The organism is Ruegeria sp. CDSC002 (genome assembly GCF_059610905.1).
In genome coordinates, this window is sequence record NZ_JBXWOM010000016.1 from 1 (window position 1) to 20,817 (window position 20,817).

Consider the following 20,817-nt stretch of genomic DNA (forward strand, 5'->3'; position numbering starts at 1 on the left):
GGCTGTATGAGTCTCGTGCTTCTTATTCTCGGACCGTCCAGGAAAGGACATTCCAATGAATGATGAAGACCAGAGTCTGGAAAACCACACCGTCAAGCACATGGCCTCCGTCAAGGCCGCTTGGGACAAAGCGCCTGAAGGTCCAAAAAGGCGACGACATTGAAACAATATACCAAGGTATTAGTCTGGTAGCCAACAGGCGTAGCAAAGTTTGTACTCGCCCCAAGTATCACCGCAACAACAAAGGGCCGCAGGTCAATGCCGTACTATTCGGCAGGGCCGATTGCGAACGAGGTCACCACGACGGCAACAGCGTTATTGGTGACTGCTTCGGTCAGCACCAAGGACAATAGGTAGACCGCAGCAAGCGTTACAATTGGAGGCATTCCGTCTAGTGCCGGGGTTACGCTTTTGACGATCAGGCCAACGGCCCCAGAGTTTTGAAGACCTATCCCCACAATCAACATTGAGAAGATCAGGACAAGAACACCTGCGTCGATGGAACTCCAGGCCTCGTTGCTGTCGATGCACCGCAATACGAGGATGGTCGCAATGGCGATGAGAGCAAGCACACTGACCTCGGCTATCCTAGCGGCTGCAAGGACCACGACCACACACCGCGCCAGGAGAGCGAGCGGCGCTTTCTCGCGGCGGAAAGCGCGGCCTCCGGCATCCGTGATCGCTGCGAGATCGCCAGCCTCGGTCATCTGCGCAAAGCCTTCAAGTGTTCCCTCCAAAAGCAGCGTATCAGCCGGACGCAGGAGTGCCGTTGACAAGTCAGGTCCAATTGTTTCCCCGTGCCGGTGGGCGCCAATGACGCGCATGCCATAGCGAGCTGGGCAAATTCGCACACCACGACTTCGACGGGAAAGGGTAACGATAGCCTCAGCGACTATCAGGTCGGTGACGGTCTCGGGGACTGGTCCTTGACGCAAACTAACTTCGCTACTTTCGATCCTACGGAGGGTGAGGAGTTCCGATGTCGTCACCTTGGCAATGATCTTGTCACTTGGCTCGAGAACGTGCTCATTCAGGCGATCGCGCTTTACCCCGGATCGCGACCGGACACCAATGATCTCCATGCCTCGCCGGTTCAGGTCAAAAATTCCGCCCATGCGCTGACCCACGCCCAGATAATCCTCCCACGGACGAAGCTCTGTGAAGAAGGCTGTTTCATTGTCTGCGCCCAGTCGTGCAATATCCCCGCGATCGGGCAAAAGAAAAGGCCCGAGCATGAGTAATGCCAAACCGCCCGTGGCTGCCGCAACCAAACCGACCGGAATAATTTCGAAAATTGAAAGGGGCTCGATTCCCGATGCCTGCGGCACACCATCAACCAGCAAATTGGTTGTATTCCCGATAAGTGTGCAAGTTCCTCCAAGAACCGCCATGTATGATTGCGGGATCAGCAGGCGTGTTGCGGCAAAAAATGAGGCTTCGCGCCAATCGAATGGCCACCGGGATTAAGACAATGACGACCGGCGTGTTGTTCATCATCAAATCTGAGGCGATTAGGTACAAAGCCAATATTTGGGCAGCTATCAGAAAGACCGAAAGGAAATCGAGTATCAACATATTGGTTTTTCCTTTCACAATGCGCAGTGGCTGGTGCTTTGGACCCGATGCAAACACACTCCTTCAGGAAAGGAGGAGGACATGCCCGAAATCTGCGAGATCGACGCCCACAGATTGCACTGCGCCGGTGCTCGAACATGACAAGGCATTTAAAACCTGCACAGGTCGTACCAGCAGTTATTTTCTTCATCTCTATCAACTGTCGCCGATCTGCAAACCTTGTTTCAGCCCGCGGATTGGACGGATCAGGACCAAACGAATTTGGTGAGCAATTCAGTCGGGATCACGGGTGTTTGCTGGTGCGAAATCCTAAGCCAATTGTCCTCATCTTGCAAATATGTGGACGCGCAGAGTGCCTCATAGATCGGCACGCCGGCCTTCTCGGCCGAAACGCGATACGCGAGCATTGCAATGCTGCCGCGAAGCGTCGTATTGCGGTCGGTCATCACAACAGATCGCCAGCCTGTATTCCGTTGCAAGTGGTCCCAGACCTGTTCGCCTTGAAGGATGCCGGGCGGAAAGGGAAAGATCATGACGGCGTTCTGTGCAGTCGTCGCGCGCGCGCTATCTAGACCACTAGTCCAGAACCTCTCCTCAAGGCTCCAAAGGAACGCGTCTTCGATCGCCGACGTGACCTCAGGTCTCTCAATCGATCGCCGGTGGTCCACGGGCGCTTGATGGGCAGAGGTCATTCGTCTGATCCTGGCGAATTGATGAACAGCATTTGTATCAGGACGAAGACGATCGCGAGTATCGTCCAGATTGCACCGCTGGACACCAAGCGACCATTGGCAACTGTCGAGCTCACCCGCGTCAGAGGAGTTACTCGTGGGCTTTCCGGAAGCAACAGGCTCAATTCCTGCGCGACGGCATTGTGGTCCTGCTTTAGCTCGGGAACGTCCCTGAATTTCGAAAGGAGGATCTCAAGCCGCGCGCAGGCTTCTTCCCGCCGCAACTTCACGAGTTCGGCGGTTTCGTTCCAGGGATCGAGGCCAAGACGTGCAAGCGCCGAGAGAACCGTCACGACATATCCGTTCCGGTCTTCGCCGACAGGTGCATAGAGAAAGCGTTCGAATTCAGGTGGGCGAGTACCCAGTGCTTTGTTTTCAGCCATCTTTATTCTCCTCTTTTATTGACGGTCAGCTCTTGACCAGTACGCACCGGGCAAAACGAAGTTCTGGACGCACACAGGTGGAGCATTTTCAGATTTAACCAATTTTACGCGATCGCTCGTCGCGGTGCCCTTACACAGGTCAGTCCAGTTGGCGGTCCAGGGGCCTTCGGTAGATTGCATTCCGGTAGCCGAGACTAACATGCGTCAGCACCCGTCGAATGATCATGAGATACAAGGAGGGAGTTCGTTCGACCATGTAGCCCCTGGAATCTGGTGGTGAGTGACAATGGCGCGGGAAAGACCCGCAGACAGTCTGGAGGTCGGGGATGAGCACACGATCGTCGAGATCGATGGTGACTTTTGCCAATGCGTTTGTATTGCCGGGCTACTCGGACGAGCTGGCCGCAGGCGAATATGAAATCGTCGTCGAAGAAGAGCTTTTGCAAAGCCTCAGCTTTGAGGCCTTTCGCCGGACTGCGACCTACTTGGTCGTCCATGGGAAAGGGAGCCAGATTGGTCGCACCGAACAGCGTCCAATCACCGAGAAAGACCTAGAAACGGCGCTGTGCCGGGACCGGCGCATTGACCCAGACTAAAAAATGATAGCGAGGCGGCGCTTTCTCCGCTGGAGGATTCGAAATGAACACTCCTGAATGGCTGAAACCTAGCATCTATGGGGCCGTGATCGGTGCGGTCTTTGTCGGTGTGGTTGGATTTTCATGGGGCGGTTGGGTGACTGGCGGAACCGCAGATACCAGAGCGACGGCGATGGCTCGAAACCAAGTCATAGCGGCGATGGTGCCGGTCTGCCTCGATATGGCACGCGTGGATCCGGATCGGGTTGCACATATTGACACTATTCGAAAAGCCACAACCTACAAACGCCGCGATGCCGTCATGGAGACAGGCTGGGCAACCATTCCGGGCACGGATGTTCCGGACCGTGACATCGCTCAAGCTTGTCTTGCCGGCCTTGACGTCGACAAGCCGCCGGAACGCGCGGAAAACACGGTGGAAAAGGGATGAAACATGCCACACCAAAACCGTTGGCTGAAAAGGCGCTGCAGAAGCTGTCTTTTGTGATGACGATGGCCGTTCAATCAGCGGAACTGACGGGACACCCTATCCAAACTATCGAGAACGAAGACGTGCCACCACTACGAGACGAACGGCCTGAGTCGTGGCGCACCCAACACGACCTTAACAGGGCAACTGAAACCCAAGAATAAAAGCCGATGCCATTAGGTCAGAAGGGAGCCAGTTATGACACCTAGAAAATTGCCCAAAAAGAAACCGTCAGAACGGCTTTCGGTAAGAATGTACATTCTGGCTGGTATCTTCGCGTCATTCGCATTCCCTGTGTTCGCACAATCTGCAGACGCCCTCATGCCTGAGAATGCACACTCCAGGAGTTACGGGGACGGATGGGAATGCGACCGATCCTACCGGGTCGAAGACGACCTTTGCGTCGCCATTATAGTCCCTCAGAATGCTTACGCAACAAACAGGACCTATGGCAGGGGCTGGGATTGTTTGCATGGATTTCTAGAAGAAAATGGCCTGGCTTGTGTCGAAGTACCCGTACCCGAAGGCGGATATCTCGCCTCTTCAGGAAAAAGTTGGCGGTGCCTGCGCGGCTACGTGAAAATTGACGAGACTTGCCTGGAAGTTGCAGTACCTGACAACGGGTACCTGTCGGGCGAGTCTTATGGTGATGTTTGGGTTTGCAATCGGGGCTATCGGGCCGAAGGTGAGATATGTGCCCCAATCATGGTACCAGCCAATGCCTTTCTGAATGGATCGTCTTATGGGCAACCCTGGACATGCGAGCGCGGGTACTTCCAGCGAGTTGGCGCTTGTGAACCGGTTATTGTTCCCGAGAACGCTTACTTTGACGATGCCTCCCATGGACAAGGTTGGAAATGTGACCGCGGGTATGCGGAAACTGCCAGTGGATGCGTTTTCATAGACTTACCGGCCAACGCCCACTTGGACAGGGCCGGAAACCGCTGGGAGTGCCACCGAAATTTCCAGCGATCAAAGGGCGTTTGCGTTCTGAACAACTAACGCGAAGCCTGCTGATCCCAAATCAGGCGTCACTTCGTTGACCCTGGTGGCTTCATTGTCCCGGGTTTGGCTCGACATAGAAAGGAACAGACATGAAAACGGAAGATCATTTAGCGCAAATGAAGAGACCGGTCGCAAGAGCAGCACAGGCGCCGCCGATGGATCTCTCAATTTGTCCAGATAACCCTCCTAAGATAATCTCTTATGACGCTCCAACCGCCACCGTCTATTGTGAAGGGAATTTCGGCAAGACTGACGGCAAGACTGCAAACGGTCTAGTCCGGTTTTCGCAGGTCTTTCGTGTTCTGTCAGTAATTGACAGCACTCTAGAAGGGCGTGACAGCGGCGAGGTTCTCGATGGTATCGACAACGGCATTCCAGTGCATGGCGATCTTAGCGCGGCCATCGCTCACGAAGCGGTAGCCCCAGACACTCTGATCTATGGAATGGCACCGTCCAGTGGTACATTGTCCACGGCAGACAGAGGCGTTGTTCTGGACGCGATTTCGTCAGGCATGAATATCGTCAGTGGGCTACACGAATATCTCGGCGACGATCTCGAAATTGGCTCAGCCGCCCAGTTTGGATGTGTTACCATTCGGGACATTCGGAAGCCGCAACCTAGCAAGAACATGCGTCTGTTTGACGGCTGCGTTGCAGATGTTGAAGCGATCCGTATCGCTGTGTTGGGCACTGATTGCGCAATCGGAAAGCGGACCACGGCAACTTTGCTGGCGAATGCCCTGAATGAACGGGGGATCAAGACGGTTTTGGTCGGAACCGGTCAGACCGGCGTGATGCAGGGAGCCAAGTATGGTATTGCCTTGGATGCAGTGCCGCCTCAGTTCTGCTGTGGCGAGCTTGAGCGTGTCATTGTTGCGGCATCCGAAAAGGAACAACCAGATGTCATCCTAATTGAAGGCCAAGGCGCGCTCAGCCATCCGGCTTTCTGCACATCAGCATTCATTCTTCGCGGTAGCCAGCCACACGCCGTCATTCTGCAACACGCCCCCAAACGGACCCACCGTTGCGATTTTCCCAACATGCCGATGCCCGATCCGCGCGTCGAGATAAAACTTATCGAAGCTTTCGCCAAAACGAAAGTGATTGGTGTCACGCTCAATCATGAAGGAATGACGAACACCGAGGTGGAAACAGCCATCAGGGGCTTTTCACGCAACTTCTGTCTCCCAGTGACTGACGCTCTGCTCCGACCAGCGGCGCACTTGGCAGAGTTGGTTCTTTCTGCCTATCCCCAATTGCGGCCATTGCCGCGTGTGGTTGCCGAATGACGACGCCGCGGATCGAAATCGACTTGTGCAAGATCCGCCAGAATACGCGCTTTCTGGTGGACCGTCTTGCTTCGCACGGGATCAGTGTGACAGGCGTGACAAAGGCTGTTTGCGGTGACCCAGCCGTCGCCCATGCCATGCTAGAAAGCGGCGTTTCCCAGTTGGCCGATGCCCGGGTCGCGAACGTAAAGCGCATGCGTTGCGCCGGCATCATCTGCCCAATATCCATGATCCGCTCTCCTATGCTGAGCGAAATCGATCAAATCATCGAGACCTGTGAAACCAGTTACAATACAGAGATAGACGTTATCGCGGAACTTTCCGCAGTCGCGCTACGCAATGGCGAGGTGCATGGCGTTATCTTGATGATTGAGATGGGAGATATGCGCGATGGGATAATGCCAGAAGATCTTGAGCGTATCGCGACATTGGTGATGAAGATGCCTGGCGTAGCTCTCAAAGGTATTGGTGCCAACTTCGCCTGCCTGGGCAACATTGCTCCGAACGCTGATGCAATGGATGTCGTAACGACGCTCGCATACGAAATCGAGGGCGCTTGCGGCCCATTTCTTGAGACCGTATCAGGAGGCAGTTCCGCCAATTTACCTTGGGCTTTGGATCTACCGACAAAGGGGCGTATCAACGAACTGCGCCTGGGCGAGGCGATCCTGTTGGGCACCGATCCCGTTTCCGGCGAGCAGATAGATGGGCTTCATACAGATGCGTTCACTCTTGTGGTCGAGGTGATCGAAACAAAGTTCAAGACAAGGCCCTTTCCCTTGCGTCTGATTGATCCGGCTCTTTTGGCGTTGCGTCTTGTGCAGGATAGTTCCAGCAAGTCCCGTTCGGTTCTTGCTGTCGGGCTGCAGGACACGAATGTTGGCGGGCTGAGCTTTCCTACGGACATCACATTTGTCGGCGCGACGAGTGATCACACTGTCACTGAAACCTCCAAATGCGCTTTGCAGGTTGGGGCCGAAATCAGGTGTCAGTTGAACTACGGTGCGCTCATGAGGGCGATGAACGCGACCGATGTCGAAAAGGTCTTTGTCAGTGAAACAACTTGGAACGGAGCTGTGATAGAACCGGATCGTGTGCATCCAACGGTGATATAGGCCGATGAGCTCAAATTGAGGCAGCATCAAATCACGATAGAGGAACCGATCTCTTGGTAGCCCATAGTAAATCGGGTCTCCAACACCTATATGTGCACTAGCCACAAGTGAATTTTATGTTCCATCGCGAGTTCGAAATACTTGTTGGCAATCAAAGGAAAAAGCATGTCTTTCAAGGATCTGACGATCAGAGCGGCAGCGTTGCTGAATTCGAAGGCTGCTGAAGACTCAGAAGTCGAACCCAAACTCAAACCTGCCTTCATCGGCCCGGAACAGGTCAAGTCTGACCCCAAGAAATTATGAAAATCCGGTAGGTCTGAACGGTGTCGTCACGTTAACCGTCGTTCGGTTGCCGATGATATGATTTGGACGTAGGTGACATCGATGAATTCAACATCCATCAGCTACAAGCGTCACCGATTTCCCCCTCAGATCATTACCCACGCGGTGTGGCTTTATCCCAAGCTAACCTGCGTCAGTATTGCGGGGCGGAGAAGATGAGTACATGGCTTCGTGCCTGCCGAATCTCCGGCGGCACTCATTTCCGAGCAAAATAGAAGCGCGTGAAGCGTGCGGTTCTTGAAACGAGCCGCATTGCCCAGCGTTTCCTATTCTCGGAATGTCCAGGAAAGGACATTCTAATGACGCCTGAACAAACCAATGTCACCGAGAAGATGACCTCGGTCAAAGCAGCTTGTGACAAAGCACCTGCCGGTCCCAGAAAGGATCGGGCGCTGGAACACTACCAGGCTGCCGAGAAAGCGCACGAGGCGAATAACTACGACGAGACGGACAGGGAACTCAACGCGGCTGCAGAAGAGATTATCTGACTTATCTCGTCTTATTACTGACTTATCTCGTCTTAGAAGAAAATCAGGCCGCCCAAGTTTAGCGAAGGGCGGCCTCCTTCATTTCAAAAGTGGGCCGGTCTGATCCAGATACGCCGTATCGAAACCTGAAATGGCCACCAATCCGTCATAGTCGTCGAACGTCACGCGGCCGTCCTGAAAGGTCAGCAGCCGTTTTTCGCGAAGCTGCCTCAAAACACGGTTCACATGGATGGCGCTTAAGCCGAGTGCATCAGCAAGATGGTACTGCGTCAAAGGGCAAGCAAATCCTTTCTTGCTCCCCATTCCGACCAACCTCAGCCGTTCCGCCAGCTCCAAGAAGAAATGCGCCATGCGCGAATCTGCGGCGCGTCGGCCAACCCCAACGAGGTGTTCGACGACCATGGCTTCGTCCCGTGATGCTGCCCAGAGAACGGCTGCCGCCAGGCGAGGCGTTTTCTCGAATGCTTCCAGAAGGTCGCCCCCCAGAACCTCCACCGCCTGAATGTCCGTGACCGGTTCGAAACTGTGGTCGGAGGTGCGCAGAAGGACGCTGCGCAATCCAAGAAAATCCCCTGGTATCTGGAAGTCTACGATCTGTCGGGTTCCATCCGGCTGAAGCTTGTAGGAACACACCCAACCAGCGGCCAGAATGTAAGCGGCCTGATCCGACTGCCCCTGATGCACAAGATCACGCCCCGCGGTGAAGGAACGGCGGCGCAGATGCAAACGCTTCAAAACGTCCAATTCATCGTCAGACAAGGCGACGAAAACTTGCAGCTTCCGTGTCAGCGGGTTTTCAAAGATATCCGTCATCGGGGCCTCACAAGCCGGAAAAGCTCCAGGCGCAATCGTGCAGAGACTGCTTTCGGTTAGCCCAACATAGCCTTTTTTCTGCGAAGATGCTTGTGATAAGCGAGGCCGCCCGGTCGCGCGTTACTTTAACCGTTACCTGGAAGGAAGTCACAAAATGCGTAGCGAACAGGACTTCTCGGGAATGGCGGCCCTCGCAATCTGCGAGTCGATGCTGCTGGCGATGAACGATCACAAGCTTCTCGCAGAACGTGAGATCATGGGTATCCTTCGCGATGCTGCAAAGACGCATGAAACCGCGGCTGTAACTGATGGAGAGATAGAGGCGCATCGGTCCGTGGCGGTTCTCATCAACCGGATCATTGCTAGCGGGAACTCCGTTCGGAGGCCGCCGGGATGACACATAATTTCAGCGAGATAGATATCGCCCATGCCGTTTTCGTCCAACTCGAATAACGCACGGGGCCAACAGCCCGACCAGCAGGACATGCCGGGTAGCATGGGCCACCAAGACGGTAGCATCCAAACCGACATGCAGACTGCCGGATCTGCCTCGACCGCGCGGCAAGCGCGGGTCCAGCCAGGACCCTTGCCCGTCACGGGCGGGGCACCCAGCGCGGGATACCCCTCCGGTGTAACCGGTCCAAGACAGGAAGAGGCGCGGCTGACCGCATCAGACTGGACACGAACCCTGATGAAGTACCGGCAGCCAATCCCCTCTCGCAGTATTTTCGAACTGACGGTCACGCTCGCGCCTTTCGTGGCAATATGGGCGGTTGCCTGGTGGGTGCTCTCGATCAGCACCGCGTTGGCACTGGCTCTCGCGTTGGCGAATGCAGCCTTCCTGCTCCGGCTGTTCATAATCCAGCACGACTGCGGGCATGGTTCCCTGTTCCGCGACCGGCGTCTGTGCGATTGGATCGGTCGCGTGATCGGCGTTATCACGCTGACACCCTACGACGTCTGGCGCAAGACCCACGCGATCCACCACGCCACGAGCGGAAACCTGGACCGGCGGGGCATCGGAGACCTGCCGGTGCTGACAGTCAGGGAGTACCGCGGGAAGGGATGGCCGGGCCGTACGCTTTACCGCCTGTTACGCCATCCGGTTTTCCTGTTCGGGGTGGTGCCGTTCTACACGTTCTTCCTGCACAACCGGCTGCCAGTACACCTGATGCGGTCCGGCTGGCGCTACTGGTTGAGTGCGATGGCGACAAACGCTGCCATAGGCCTCACTCTGACAGTGATTGTCTTGCTGGGCGGTTGGGAGGTAATGCTGTTCGTCTTCCTGCCGACGATGCTTCTGGCCGCAATAGCCGGCATGTGGTTTTTCTACGTGCAGCATCAGTTTGAGGAAACCAGCTGGCGGCACGAGGAAGACTGGAACATCCGGGACGCGTCCCTTCACGGCAGTTCGCACTACGCTCTGCCCGGCATCCTGCGCTGGATCACCGGGAACATCGGAGTCCACCATGTGCATCACCTGGCCAGCCGCATCCCGTTTTACCGTTTACACGACGTAGTCAAGGATCACGACGTCCTGGCACAGACCAGACGCATTACGCTTTGGGAAAGCTTCCGCTGCGCGCGACTGCACCTTTGGGATGAGAAAAGCCGCAGATTGCTGTCGTTTGCAGAGGCCCGGGCACTTCCCACCTGAGCCTTGCGTAATATTGCCACTGGTCAGTGAATTGGTGCGTTGGATAGGAAACTGGGAGCACCTCATTAGGACATTTGTTGCTCCACGGACGGCCACATCTGTGCCAGTAGGGTTTCTTTCTGAGCCAGTATTGTCGGGACAATTGGGCTGATTATTCAGTTGTCGCTCTAGTCAGGAAGGTGGATGCTGTGACCGCCATATCGTCAGCAGCAAAGGTATGAATGAAGGAGGGCGGACTGATTGATCTCATCGCCGACTATGAACCCTATCTTGCGCTCGCAGTTGTCGTCCTTCTGTTCGCAGCATTTCTTTCCGAGCGCTTCGAACCGGACGTAACCGCTGCGGGGGCCGCCGCGCTGTTTGTCGTATTGGGGTTTGTCCCCACGAATGAAGTTCTGGCAGTGTTTTCGAACCCTGCACCCATAACGATCGCCGCGATGTTCGTAATCAGCGGCGCGCTGGTCCGAACCGGGTTTCTCGACGCACTTGCGAACAAGGTTGTCGCCGCAGGGAGCAAGCGCCCGGTCGCCGGTATAGCGGCGTTTCTCATCGCGACGCTAGTCGCCTCGGGTCTGATTAACAACACGCCGGTCGTCATCGTCCTCATACCGGTGGCCATTCGTTTGGCGCAGAGCCTGGGCTTTGCCGCGACACGCCTGTTGATTCCGCTTTCCTACATGTCCGTCCTGGGCGGGACGTGTACTCTAATCGGCACGTCGACCAACCTTCTGGTGGACGGCGTTTCCCAGGCGTCTGGCTTGGAACCGTTTTCAATTTTCGAGATCACACCGGTCGGTCTGGTGGCCGCGGCCACAGGCGGTGTGGCGCTCCTCCTGCTTGGACCTGTCCTACTGCCGGACCGAAAGGATATTGCGGAACAGGGCGGCGACGATAAAGCGACTTTTTTGACCGAGGTACGCCCGCAAGAGGACTACCCGAATATTGGTCGAACGATTCATGAAATCGCCGCCCTCAGCCGAAGAGGTGTTGAAATCGTCGGCATCCGTGCGCGGTCTGGAGTCAAGAGAGAGGGATTGAGTGAACACATACTCGAACCGGGCGACAGGATCATTGCCAAGGTTGCGACATCAGAACTGCTCACCCTCAGGAAACTTGAAGGGATCGAAGTCGGGTTGCGCCAGGGGCCAGAGGCCGAAAACACCTCGGAGCTGATCGTCGCCGAAGCTATCGTGACGCTTTCACGCCGAAGCCGCGGAGTGCGCATTGCCCAGCTTGCCATGGGGCACCGATACGGCATGCGTGTTCTTGGCGCCCACCGACATGGGGAAGTGCTTGGACCCGACCTGTCGACGGCGCTTTTGCGCCCCGCCGATACACTGCTTTTGGAAGGAACGCCTGAAGGCTTTGCCCGAATGACCGAGGCGGGCGATCTTGCCGCGATCACAGATGCCGGGGGGCGCGCCTTCCGCCGCGGGAAAGCGCCGCTAGCTCTGTTCGCGCTTTTCGCGGTTGTGGCGCTCGCCGCAGCCGGGTTCGCCGAGATCAGCGTGCTTGCCCTTGTCGCGGTCGCTGCCATCCTCGTGCTCCGGTGCATCGACAGCGGCGAAGCCTGGGCGTCCATCGACGCCAGCGTCCTTGTGCTGATCTTTTCCATGCTAATCGTCGGAAGCGGTATGCAGAATGCAGGAGCTGTCAACCTGATCGTGGAGACATTGGTGCCGACTCTCGTAGAGTTGCCCCTAATTGTTACGCTCGCTGCGATCTACATACTGTCTTCGGCGCTCACCGAGGCGGTTACCAACAACGCCGTTGCCGTCGTCGTTACACCTCTCGCGATCGGTGTTGCGGAACAACTCGGTGTCGACGCAAAGCCGTTCGTCGTCGCTGTGATGTTTGGCGCAAGTGCAAGTTTCGCCACTCCGGTCGGCTATCAGACCAACACATTGGTATATGGCGCAGGGAACTACAGGTTTTCCGACTTCCTCAGGATCGGCGTTCCGATGAATCTTATCGTCGGCGCAGCCGTGGTCGGGGTGATCCCGGTATTCTTCCCATTCTAGGGTATCCGGTCTTGATCTGCGGTACTTGTAGCGCATTTTGCGCGCGCTGCATGAATTGTCAGCAGGAGCAGCATGAGGATCCCGACCGTTGCGGCAATAGCTGATCCTGAGAGAATTCCAAGCTTTGCGGCATTCAGCGTCGCCGGATCGAAGGCCAAACCCGCTATGAACAGCGACATCGTGAAACCGATACCAGTTAGAAACGAGCCGGCCAGAATTAACGGCCCCGACAGGCCCGGCGCTAACACTGCCAGGCCCAATCGGACAGCTAGCCAGCTGAACCCGAAGACGCCGATCGGTTTTCCTAACACCAGGCCGACAATTATCGCTAAGGAGACCGGTTGTTCGAAATCGGCACCCTGAACCGTGATGCCGGCATTTGCCAGCGCGAAGATCGGCATGATTGCAAAGCCGACCCAAGGGTGCAGCATTGTCTCGAGCCGTTCGACTGGCGAGAGTGCCTCCGTGACCGCTCTGCTTGCTTGACGCAGGTTATGGCGGGTTGCGGTACCTCCCTGCTGCCGATAGCCGGCCGGAACGGCGCGTAGGCGCCCAAGGATTGCATGCAGCCGGGCATCGCTTACCCATATGCGCGTCGGCGTCATAAGGCCCAGAATGACCCCTGCGATGGTCGCGTGAACGCCGGAGGCGTCGATGCATAGCCAGACTGCCGCACCGAGCAGAAAATAAACCGGGACACTTCTGATCCCGACGCGCGAGGCGCCTGCGACGATACCAATTCCCAGCAGACCCAAACCGAGCGCCGACCAGTTCAACGCTTCCCCGTAACCGAAGGCGACTACGAGAATTGCGCCGATATCGTCAAAAATGGCCAGAGAAAGAAGGAACAGACGCAAGGTGGACGGGATCCGCCTTCCGAAAAGCGCCAGGCACCCAATCACGAACGCCGTATCGGTTGCCATCACGGTTCCCCAGCCGTGCGCCCCGGGCTGCCCGGACATCAACAAATGATAGAGCGCGACCGGCACCACCATGCCGCCCAGAGCGCCCGCGAACGGCAGGGCGGCCTGTCGCGGGTTTTGCAATTCGCCCAGTACGATCTCGCGCTTGAGCTCCAGAGAAAGCACGAAAAAGAAGAGGGTCATCAGCCCGTCGTTGATCCAGTGTCGCAGCGAGCGGGTGAAATCGAACGAACCGAATGTCAGGCCAATAGGGGTCTTCCAGAAGCCCAGGAAGCCTTCTTGCCAAGGCGAGTTTGCCAGCGCCAAAGCCAGCAGAACAGCCAGGAACAGGAGCCCACTCGCGGCCGCTTGGATCTCTAGGAAGCGTGCGAAGGGTTTTGTTATTCTATCGGCGGGCTCTTGGGGCAGGCTTTGATGATTGTCTATCATGGGACAACTACGCCAATTCGGGTGAAAAGAGACTACGCCATTGAAGCGTGGACGCAATGACCACGTGGATCAATGTCTGGCTATGCAGGAGCCATCCACGCAGGATATTCACCAGCAGGTTTTTCAGTTTCTGAGAAACAGACAATGCGGAAACGGTTGATTAGGCTTCACAAATTAAGGAACAGGTTAGCATCCGGCATTCATGAAGCCCCGGAGTTGGTTCTTTGTCATTTCCCCGCGAACGGCTCCGAACAATAGCTGGATCGTCACCAGAAGTCGTTTGTCAGACTTCGGTGCTTCGGCTCTTTCCTTGAGCCAGCTGTGACTTTCCAAAGTTCAGTCCGCTTCACTCAGAATTTTGAAACCAGCGGCCAATAGATGCGTGGACATTCGGCCGCGTCTGTCTGACGTCAGCGCCAATGGGACAGTTTAAGTCGATTTGATAAGGGAGGGTTTCTGGCTCATCGTAACCGCCAAGGAGTGGAGATGAGAAAGAAACCCGGAACCAAGCAGAGCTACGGTGAGAAAGTCGTAAAGGACATTCGCCGTGCGACCCGCAAACAGTATTCCGCGGAAGAGAAGATCAGGATTGTGCTGGACGGCCTTAAGGGCGAGGACAGCATTGCAGAGTTGTGCCGCCGTGAAGGCATTGCCCAGAGCCTCTACTACAGTTGGTCCAAGGAGTTCCTTGAAGCTGGTAAGAAACGCCTTGCCGGTGACACCGCGCGTGCCGCGACATCGACCGAGGTCAAAGATCTGCGCCGCGAGGCGCGCGATCTGAAGGAAGTGGTTGCCGAACAGGCTCTTGAACTGCGGTTGCTCAAAAAAAGCATGATCGCGGATGGGGACGACGACGAATGAGGTATCCTGCATCTGAAAAGCTGGAGATCATCCGCCTCGTCGAAGGTTCGCATCTCCCGACCAAGCGCACTTTGGAAAAGCTGGGCATCCCGAAGACCACCTTCTATCGCTGGTATGACCAGTATCTGTCGGGTGGTCCTGAAGCGCTTGAGGATCGTAGTCCCAAGCCAACACGGGTCTGGAACCGCATTCCCACGCCAGTGCGCGAGAAAATCAAGGATCTGGCCCTGAAGGAAAGTGAGCTTTCCCCGCGCGAACTGGCCGTGCAATTCACCGACACGGAAAAGTATTTTGTGTCAGAGGCTTCGGTCTATCGGATCCTCAAGTCTTACGACCTGATCACCAGCCCGGCCTATGTGGTTCTATCGGCGGCTGACGAGTTCCGGGATAAAACCACTCGGCCGAACCAACTCTGGCAGACCGACTTCACTTACCTGAAGGTCATCGGCTGGGGCTGGTTCTATCTGTCGACCATCCTCGATGATTACAGCCGCTATATCATCGCCTGGAAGCTCTGCACGACGATGAAGGCCAGTGATGTCACCGATACGCTGGACCTGGCTTTGCAGGCTTCGAGCTGTGCCCAGGCGACCGTCTTCCACAAGCCACGGCTGCTCAGCGACAACGGGTCCAGCTACATCTCTGGTGAACTTGCCGAATGGCTGGAAGATCAGGAAATCGATCATGTCCGAGGGGCACCATACCATCCGCAAACTCAGGGAAAGATCGAGCGCTGGCATCAGACCTTGAAGAACCGCATCTTGCTGGAAAACTACTACCTGCCCGGTGATCTCAGGCAGAAGATCGATGCCTTTGTCGATCACTACAACCACCGGCGCTATCACGAGAGCCTGCAAAACCTCACACCGGCCGATGTCTACTTCGGGCGCGGCCAGACCATTCTGAAACAACGAGAAAGGATCAAACAGAAGACAATCGAAACCCGGCGCTTGCTTCACCGCAAATCCGCCGCATAATCAAACCAATCAGATGCGCCAGATCCTCTCTTAGCTCAGGCTGCCATCTGTCCCAAAATCCCTGATTACGGACACTCGCCGCCCCATTGGCGCGGATCCGTCAACGGAACCCCTGAATGCCGCCGAAGTATTGTCCGTCGAAGATGCGGTACTCTCCTACACAATCAACGGCGCGAAACTCCTTGGGCTTGATGAGAAAATCGGCACTCTCGAAGTCGGGAAGCGTGCTGACTTGATCGTCTTGGATCAGAATATCTTTGAATTGGAGACTAACAAAATCCATAAGGCGAAAGTTGTTCTGACTCTCATGGATGGCGCAGTGAAATACGGTGAATTGGGAAACTGAAAAATAGAGTCAGACCAATAAGGTAAACATTACAAAAGCACGCCGCCATGGAGACAGTGCGCAGAGAAAACCCAATTGTGTCTGCCTTCATGATCCATGTCTGATTGTCGAAGCTGACCTGGTGAGCCAAATTCCTTTGGGTTTGTTACCCACGCAGCTTTCTCTCACACAGAAAACCTTTGCGCTTGCGCTTGCGATCATTCGGCGGGCGGCAGATTTTCCCAGGCCGGTCGTTTAATCCAGCGGACTTCGGCTAAATCCAAGCCAGTCTTCCGCCGCGATCTGGCCCTACAATCCAAGAGCAGATAACGCGGACCCTTGCCGAATGATCGGCAAAAGGTTTTCACCACAAGTATGTGGGCTTTGCCGATTTCTCAAACCCAGTTTGGCAAGAATTGCTTCTCGCAGGTTACTCCTGGCCAAGGTCGAGTCGGCCTGCGTTGAGCCAATCTGACAATTCTGTTCGTTCACTTGGGTCAGGTGGCCCGGCGGGTGTCGGGGGGGCAACTGGCAACGGATTGTCTGACCCTATAACTTCTCGAACGGTTACTGACTCCGCCGAAATGTTCCAGACGAGCATATCTTGAGCCAAGGTAAGCGGCCCATCATAGGTCATTCGAATTGCCGCAATTGTATCGGGGGCGATGTCGAAATCGGCAAATGTATGATAGGCAATCGCGTGCCGAGGCTCGATAGCCGAAAATAGCTTGCCGCACGCATCCGGTGGTGTGTGAACTACCGTTGCAACCAAACGAGCACGTTCGGGATCGTAGTTCTTTATATCGATAAATTGTTGTACCGTTAGGTAACATTCATGGATGACGAGATCAGCCTCTTTGGCGTTTTCTACGAACCACTTGTTTGGGTTGGTGTCACCCGAATAGACGAACTTAAGCCCGTTCCATTCCACGCTGTATGACACGGAACCGTCAATGCCGTGTATCGCGGGCCAGGAGCGTATGACCACACCATCGTTCTCATAAACCACCTGCGTCTTCGAATAGTCGAACTCAGTTACCTTTAGATGGGGTCACTGCATGAAAGTGACATTATAGTCCGGCTCGTGCGAACTAACGGGGAACTCATGCGGCTTCGCGAAGATCATTTTTTCGCAGTGGCCTGAGGCGATCTGGGCTGAATGGCGGGTTCATGTTCCATAGGTAGTCGCCAGTCAATCCGACGTGGGCCCATCCGAGCGGCGCGATATGTTTGATAATATCATTTGGGATGGCCACGCCGTTTTTCCTGAGATCAGTGATTGAGGCTTCCAGATACTTGGTGTTCCACAGGATGATGGCGGCGACCAGGAAGTTGAGGCCCGACGCTTTGTGGATCTGATGCTCATAGCTACGATCGCGCATTTCACCGAGTTGGTTGAAGAAGACCCCGCGTGCGAGGGCGTTTCGGGCTTCGCCTCGGGCCAGGCTCGCGCTGGTTCTCTTTCGCAATTCCAGGCTACGCATCCATTCCAGGGCAAAGAGGGTTCGCTCCAATCGCCCCAGTTCGCGCAAGGCAATTGCGAGTCCGTTTTGCCTGGGATATGCGGACAAGCTCTTGAGGATCGCTGATGCGGTGGAGGTTCCAGCCTTTATGGAGGTTGCCAGCCTGAGGATTTCGGGCCAGTTGTCGATAATGTGACCGACCTTGATTGCGCCGCCTATGAAGGGTGTCATGATGGCCGGGGGCTGCATGCCGGGCAAGAGATACAATTTGCGATCCTTGAAGTTTCGCAAGCGCGGCGCAAAGCGGAAGCCTAGGAGATAACAAAGGGCAAAGACGTGATCCGTCGCACCACCAGTGTCCACATGGTGCTCTTCGATTGCGACACCCGATTGGTGGCGGAGCAGACCGTCCAAAACGAAGGGCGCTTCGCTTTCGGTGGCGGTGATAACCGTCGAATGGAACGGGCTGAATTGATCGGAGATGTGGGTGTAGAACTTGAGACCAGGGGTGCGCCCATATTTTGCATTGATGTCTGCCGAAGCCTCACCGCGACCGCCGGCCCGGAAGAACTGTCCATCTGAGGATGACGTCACGCCGTCCCCCCATAGCTTGGCCAGCGGGAGTTCGCGGTGCATGTCGACCAAACGGGCCAAGGCGGCTGAATAGGTCTCTTCTCGCAAATGCCAATCATGCGCCCACGCAATTTGCCGGGCAGACAGATTGTGGGTTGCAGCTGCCATGCGGGACACGCTCAGATTGACTCCGTCGGCCAGAACGGCGGCGAACAGTGATTTTTGATCTTCCGCCGGTCTGCCCGAGCGATAGTGAGTGAAGCACTCCGCAAATCCGGTCCAGGCGTTCACCTCCGTCAGCAGGTCGGGGATCTTGATCTGTGGCAATTGCCCATAAACCAGACGGCTCATGGCCGTGGCGGCGTCAGGCGTTTCGTCTTTGATCGGGGTAATGCTCAAGTTCCCATCGCGAATGGCGACGTCCGGCAGTGTTTCCGCTTCGGCTCGGGCCGCGACAATGGTTATGGCCTCCTCAATCTGCTTTTGCCGCTCTGCGAGATAGGTTTCCGCGTCGGCCGCGGCGGCGATCGGCAACGATCCCTCGGTACGCAAGATCTCGAAGGTGGCCTTGGGAATGAGCCGATCATTGAAGTTGCGGCGCTGCCGGCTTCCTTCGACCCAGACATCCCCTGCCCGAAGCCGATCGCGCAATTCGAAGTAGACGCACAGCTCGTATGCACGCCGGTTGACCTCCCCTGGTGCAGAGAAGACAAATGGGCGCCAGACCTTCCGAATGAACCCGGTTGGCGGGTTGTCCGGCAGGCTGCGTTTGTTCGCCTCAAACATGATGCGCAACAGATCCACGGCCCGCAGAAGGCTGGCAGCGCTGGCCGCACCTTTGAAGCAGAACGTCTTTATTATCAGGGGCGCAAACTGACGTGCGGTCTGATATTTTCCGATGAGCTCCGCGTATTTGTCGGGCTTTCCGTCTCCCAGGGCAGTTTCAATTGCGGATGTGGCACTCTCGATCTCATCCCAATTGGCCGTGTCCAGCATCCCGTTGAGATCACCGGTTTGCTGGCGGGCCGTCAGTGCCTCACGGCAGAAGGCGTTGAGAGACTGCAAGGGGCGGAAGATGTCCATCAGGAGCTGGGACGCCTTGTCGGAACTTTGCTGTTCCGCCTTTCGAAAGCTTCGGCCCAACAATTTGTCGAACATATCCAGCGCAAGATCGGTAAGCTGTTCTTCCAGCCGCAGGCAGGCGGCCGACAAAACTGCCCACAACCGTGGCACGGCCATACGGCGCAGGTTTTGCACCGTGATCCGCAAACCTTCCCCGGCCAGACTGTCGAGCGCCGATGTCGAGATGTTCTGACGCAAACTGGTGGGCAAGCCGATCGCTCGAACCACCTTCAGGCGATCCAGAACAGCCTTGATGGACTTGGCCGAGGCTGATTTGGGTGCTGCCTTCAACCAACTCAGCGTCGATACCTCGCCCGATTCAGTGGGCACAATCAAAGTGCGCAGAGCATTGTGGTGGTCCGGATGCAAGTCCTGGGTCAGAGCAGAATTCCTGACATTTTCTGCTCGCCGGATCGCGTGCCTGACAATCAGTTCAACGGTACGGCGCGCCGGGACCAGGATACGCCGACGCCTCAGTTCTTCAATCAACGAGATCGCCAAAGGCTCTGCCCGCGGGTCTTCTCCCGCAGATGGTGTCAGCCAATGAACAAGTTCCCGTACGAGGGATCTTGTGAAGGCCTGATATCCGAAGCGAGCCATGATTTGACCGATATGTTCGCGTCGCGTCTGCGGGCGTCGATCATAGACCGCGAGATCGGAGGCGCTGGCATCAACCTGATCTGCAAGGAAGGCCAGCATAATGTCGTTGGGCTGTTCTCCAACCTCACGAACCCGCCCGGGATGGCGCAAATAAGCCAATGACACGGCATAGCCCAAACGTGCCGCAGCGGTTCGTTTTCTGGCAACAGCCTCGATCTCATCCGGGATGAGCGTACAATGCATCGCAACTTCCCGATCCTCCGAGGGCGGCGCCATCAATCGAGACCAAAAACTTGCCGTCAATATTTGTCGCCGTGCCATGAAATACCCTTCTCAAATGCATGTCCGTGAAACGCTCGTTTGGCGGAACTCCCGGTTCCGTCCGCCAATATGGCTTGACAACGGGAAGTCGGACAAGTTGATTTAAGGACGGGAAAACGGACAAGGCTGTCATCATGGCACGGATAGGATATGTGCGGGTTTCGTCAACAGACCAAAAACTGGAACCGCAGGTCGATGCGCTCAAAGCTGCGGGTTGCGAAACCGTATTTGAAGATGTTATCTCCGGTGCCAAAGCAGACCGCCCGGGCCTGCAGGAAGCATTGACCTTCCTGCGAAAAGGCGACACGCTCATGGTCTGGAAACTTGACCGCCTGGGCCGGTCCATGAAGCACCTTGTGGAAACCGTGACAGAACTCGGAGACCGCGGTGTTGGCTTCAGATCCCTGACCGAAGGCGTGGACACAACTACCACCGGCGGTACATTGGTGTTCCATCTATTCGGCGCACTTGCCCAGTTTGAGCGTGACCTCATCATCGAGCGCACTCAGGCCGGTCTAAAAGCCGCCGCAACGCGCGGCAGAAAGGGAGGCCGAAAACCTGTCGTCACGCCCAAAAAGCTGGAGCAGGCCAGGGCCCATATCGGTGATGGATTGACCGTCCGAGAGGCAGCTGCCCGCCTCAAAATCAGCAAAACCAGCCTCTACAATGCTCTCAAAGGTCAGAAATCCGACTGAAAACGCGGATGTTCCCGTAAAGTTCGCGCGAGCCGGACAATAAT

General features: G+C 55.9%; 21 protein-coding genes. 13 read left to right on the forward strand and 8 right to left on the reverse strand.

Annotation, left to right across the window (positions count from 1 at the left end):
• Positions 1-266: 266 nt before the first annotated feature.
• From AC2FJE_RS21555 to AC2FJE_RS21570, 4 genes are all read right to left on the reverse strand, one after another.
• Complete coding sequence (locus AC2FJE_RS21555; RefSeq protein ID WP_282121128.1) at positions 267-1,391, reverse strand: SLC13 family permease; 1,125 nt, start codon at positions 1,389-1,391, stop codon at positions 267-269.
• Positions 1,333-1,575 carry a hypothetical protein gene (locus AC2FJE_RS21560; RefSeq protein WP_282121201.1) on the reverse strand — a complete coding sequence of 81 codons (243 nt, stop codon included), beginning with the start codon at positions 1,573-1,575 and terminating at the stop codon, positions 1,333-1,335. Before AC2FJE_RS21560 ends, AC2FJE_RS21555 begins: the two co-directional genes overlap by 59 nt.
• A 245-nt stretch (positions 1,576-1,820) precedes the next feature.
• On the reverse strand, positions 1,821-2,267 hold the full coding sequence (locus AC2FJE_RS21565) for a hypothetical protein (protein WP_282121129.1): 447 nt from the start codon (positions 2,265-2,267) through the stop codon (positions 1,821-1,823).
• Positions 2,264-2,689, reverse strand: coding sequence for a hypothetical protein (locus AC2FJE_RS21570; protein ID WP_282121130.1), 426 nt, complete (start codon positions 2,687-2,689; stop codon positions 2,264-2,266). The genes AC2FJE_RS21565 and AC2FJE_RS21570 overlap by 4 nt, the downstream gene beginning before the upstream one ends.
• 326 nt (positions 2,690-3,015) lie before the next feature.
• Here AC2FJE_RS21570 and AC2FJE_RS21575 point away from each other — a divergent pair, with 326 nt between their 5' ends.
• The 7 genes from AC2FJE_RS21575 to AC2FJE_RS21605 all read left to right on the forward strand — a co-directional run bounded on the left by AC2FJE_RS21575 (position 3,016) and on the right by AC2FJE_RS21605 (position 7,993).
• Positions 3,016-3,285: a hypothetical protein gene (locus AC2FJE_RS21575; protein ID WP_282121131.1), complete on the forward strand. Its 270-nt coding sequence runs from the start codon at positions 3,016-3,018 to the stop codon at positions 3,283-3,285.
• Between the two features lie 43 nt (positions 3,286-3,328).
• Entirely contained in the window at positions 3,329-3,715 is a 387-nt protein-coding gene (locus AC2FJE_RS21580) for a hypothetical protein (protein WP_282121132.1), read from the forward strand.
• Entirely contained in the window at positions 3,712-3,918 is a 207-nt protein-coding gene (locus AC2FJE_RS21585) for a hypothetical protein (protein WP_282121133.1), read from the forward strand. The genes AC2FJE_RS21580 and AC2FJE_RS21585 overlap by 4 nt, the downstream gene beginning before the upstream one ends.
• A gap of 996 nt (positions 3,919-4,914) precedes the next feature.
• Complete coding sequence (locus tag AC2FJE_RS21590) at positions 4,915-6,048, forward strand: N-acetyltransferase DgcN family protein (RefSeq protein WP_282121134.1); 1,134 nt, start codon at positions 4,915-4,917, stop codon at positions 6,046-6,048.
• The gene (locus AC2FJE_RS21595) at positions 6,045-7,163 is read left to right on the forward strand and encodes an alanine/ornithine racemase family PLP-dependent enzyme (RefSeq protein WP_282121135.1); all 1,119 of its coding nucleotides are present in this window, start codon (positions 6,045-6,047) and stop codon (positions 7,161-7,163) included. Before AC2FJE_RS21590 ends, AC2FJE_RS21595 begins: the two co-directional genes overlap by 4 nt.
• Positions 7,164-7,328: 165 nt before the next feature.
• The gene (locus AC2FJE_RS21600) at positions 7,329-7,466 is read left to right on the forward strand and encodes a hypothetical protein (RefSeq protein ID WP_282121136.1); all 138 of its coding nucleotides are present in this window, start codon (positions 7,329-7,331) and stop codon (positions 7,464-7,466) included.
• A gap of 338 nt (positions 7,467-7,804) precedes the next feature.
• Entirely contained in the window at positions 7,805-7,993 is a 189-nt protein-coding gene (locus AC2FJE_RS21605; protein WP_113788272.1) for a hypothetical protein, read from the forward strand.
• A gap of 78 nt (positions 7,994-8,071) precedes the next feature.
• On the opposite strand, the gene AC2FJE_RS21610 is transcribed toward AC2FJE_RS21605, so the two are convergent.
• Complete coding sequence (locus AC2FJE_RS21610) at positions 8,072-8,806, reverse strand: Crp/Fnr family transcriptional regulator (protein ID WP_282121137.1); 735 nt, start codon at positions 8,804-8,806, stop codon at positions 8,072-8,074.
• Positions 8,807-8,960: 154 nt separating this feature from the next.
• Between AC2FJE_RS21610 and AC2FJE_RS21615 the strand changes: the two genes are divergently transcribed.
• From AC2FJE_RS21615 to AC2FJE_RS21625, 3 genes are all read left to right on the forward strand, one after another.
• Positions 8,961-9,203: a hypothetical protein gene (locus tag AC2FJE_RS21615; RefSeq protein ID WP_282121138.1), complete on the forward strand. Its 243-nt coding sequence runs from the start codon at positions 8,961-8,963 to the stop codon at positions 9,201-9,203.
• Between the two features lie 294 nt (positions 9,204-9,497).
• Entirely contained in the window at positions 9,498-10,463 is a 966-nt protein-coding gene (locus AC2FJE_RS21620) for a fatty acid desaturase (RefSeq protein ID WP_282121200.1), read from the forward strand.
• 221 nt (positions 10,464-10,684) lie between these two features.
• On the forward strand, positions 10,685-12,484 hold the full coding sequence (locus AC2FJE_RS21625) for an SLC13 family permease (protein ID WP_282121139.1): 1,800 nt from the start codon (positions 10,685-10,687) through the stop codon (positions 12,482-12,484).
• Here AC2FJE_RS21625 and nhaA read toward each other — a convergent pair.
• Complete coding sequence (gene nhaA / locus AC2FJE_RS21630; protein WP_282121140.1) at positions 12,481-13,836, reverse strand: Na+/H+ antiporter NhaA; 1,356 nt, start codon at positions 13,834-13,836, stop codon at positions 12,481-12,483. The two genes, AC2FJE_RS21625 and nhaA, sit on opposite strands and share 4 nt — an antisense overlap.
• 486 nt (positions 13,837-14,322) lie before the next feature.
• Between nhaA and AC2FJE_RS21635 the strand changes: the two genes are divergently transcribed.
• Together AC2FJE_RS21635 and AC2FJE_RS21640 are read left to right on the forward strand one after the other, a co-directional pair.
• Positions 14,323-15,674, forward strand: a protein-coding gene (locus AC2FJE_RS21635; RefSeq protein WP_282121141.1) for an IS3 family transposase whose coding sequence is annotated in 2 segments (ribosomal slippage) — positions 14,323-14,659 and positions 14,659-15,674 — 1,353 coding nt in all. Because the reading frame shifts where the segments join, the coding sequence is not laid out codon by codon here.
• A 130-nt stretch (positions 15,675-15,804) separates the two neighbouring features.
• Complete coding sequence (locus AC2FJE_RS21640) at positions 15,805-16,020, forward strand: amidohydrolase family protein (protein WP_282121142.1); 216 nt, start codon at positions 15,805-15,807, stop codon at positions 16,018-16,020.
• A 409-nt stretch (positions 16,021-16,429) separates the two neighbouring features.
• Here AC2FJE_RS21640 and AC2FJE_RS21645 read toward each other — a convergent pair whose 3' ends face one another.
• Positions 16,430-17,008: a hypothetical protein gene (locus tag AC2FJE_RS21645; protein WP_496761476.1), complete on the reverse strand. Its 579-nt coding sequence runs from the start codon at positions 17,006-17,008 to the stop codon at positions 16,430-16,432.
• 94 nt (positions 17,009-17,102) lie between these two features.
• Positions 17,103-20,078, reverse strand: coding sequence for a Tn3 family transposase (locus tag AC2FJE_RS21650; protein ID WP_282121145.1), 2,976 nt, complete (start codon positions 20,076-20,078; stop codon positions 17,103-17,105).
• Positions 20,079-20,212: 134 nt separating this feature from the next.
• Here AC2FJE_RS21650 and AC2FJE_RS21655 point away from each other — a divergent pair, with 134 nt between their 5' ends.
• The gene (locus AC2FJE_RS21655) at positions 20,213-20,773 is read left to right on the forward strand and encodes a recombinase family protein (RefSeq protein ID WP_282121146.1); all 561 of its coding nucleotides are present in this window, start codon (positions 20,213-20,215) and stop codon (positions 20,771-20,773) included.
• Positions 20,774-20,817: the final 44 nt, after the last annotated feature.

What these genes read in the sequence shown, in the direction of transcription:
- AC2FJE_RS21555 (WP_282121128.1), bottom strand. Translation starts at nt 1,391, where the DNA reads ATGGCGGTTCTTGGAGGAACTTGCACACTTATCGGGAATACAACCAAT.
- AC2FJE_RS21560 (WP_282121201.1), bottom strand. Translation starts at nt 1,575, where the DNA reads ATGTTGATACTCGATTTCCTTTCGGTCTTTCTGATAGCTGCCCAAATA.
- AC2FJE_RS21565 (WP_282121129.1), bottom strand. Translation starts at nt 2,267, where the DNA reads ATGACCTCTGCCCATCAAGCGCCCGTGGACCACCGGCGATCGATTGAG.
- AC2FJE_RS21570 (WP_282121130.1), bottom strand. Translation starts at nt 2,689, where the DNA reads ATGGCTGAAAACAAAGCACTGGGTACTCGCCCACCTGAATTCGAACGC.
- AC2FJE_RS21575 (WP_282121131.1), top strand. Translation starts at nt 3,016, where the DNA reads ATGAGCACACGATCGTCGAGATCGATGGTGACTTTTGCCAATGCGTTT.
- AC2FJE_RS21580 (WP_282121132.1), top strand. Translation starts at nt 3,329, where the DNA reads ATGAACACTCCTGAATGGCTGAAACCTAGCATCTATGGGGCCGTGATC.
- AC2FJE_RS21585 (WP_282121133.1), top strand. Translation starts at nt 3,712, where the DNA reads ATGAAACATGCCACACCAAAACCGTTGGCTGAAAAGGCGCTGCAGAAG.
- AC2FJE_RS21590 (WP_282121134.1), top strand. Translation starts at nt 4,915, where the DNA reads ATGGATCTCTCAATTTGTCCAGATAACCCTCCTAAGATAATCTCTTAT.
- AC2FJE_RS21595 (WP_282121135.1), top strand. Translation starts at nt 6,045, where the DNA reads ATGACGACGCCGCGGATCGAAATCGACTTGTGCAAGATCCGCCAGAAT.
- AC2FJE_RS21600 (WP_282121136.1), top strand. Translation starts at nt 7,329, where the DNA reads ATGTCTTTCAAGGATCTGACGATCAGAGCGGCAGCGTTGCTGAATTCG.
- AC2FJE_RS21605 (WP_113788272.1), top strand. Translation starts at nt 7,805, where the DNA reads ATGACGCCTGAACAAACCAATGTCACCGAGAAGATGACCTCGGTCAAA.
- AC2FJE_RS21610 (WP_282121137.1), bottom strand. Translation starts at nt 8,806, where the DNA reads ATGACGGATATCTTTGAAAACCCGCTGACACGGAAGCTGCAAGTTTTC.
- AC2FJE_RS21615 (WP_282121138.1), top strand. Translation starts at nt 8,961, where the DNA reads ATGCGTAGCGAACAGGACTTCTCGGGAATGGCGGCCCTCGCAATCTGC.
- AC2FJE_RS21620 (WP_282121200.1), top strand. Translation starts at nt 9,498, where the DNA reads ATGAAGTACCGGCAGCCAATCCCCTCTCGCAGTATTTTCGAACTGACG.
- AC2FJE_RS21625 (WP_282121139.1), top strand. Translation starts at nt 10,685, where the DNA reads ATGAAGGAGGGCGGACTGATTGATCTCATCGCCGACTATGAACCCTAT.
- nhaA (WP_282121140.1), bottom strand. Translation starts at nt 13,836, where the DNA reads ATGATAGACAATCATCAAAGCCTGCCCCAAGAGCCCGCCGATAGAATA.
- AC2FJE_RS21650 (WP_282121145.1), bottom strand. Translation starts at nt 20,078, where the DNA reads ATGGCACGGCGACAAATATTGACGGCAAGTTTTTGGTCTCGATTGATG.
- AC2FJE_RS21655 (WP_282121146.1), top strand. Translation starts at nt 20,213, where the DNA reads ATGGCACGGATAGGATATGTGCGGGTTTCGTCAACAGACCAAAAACTG.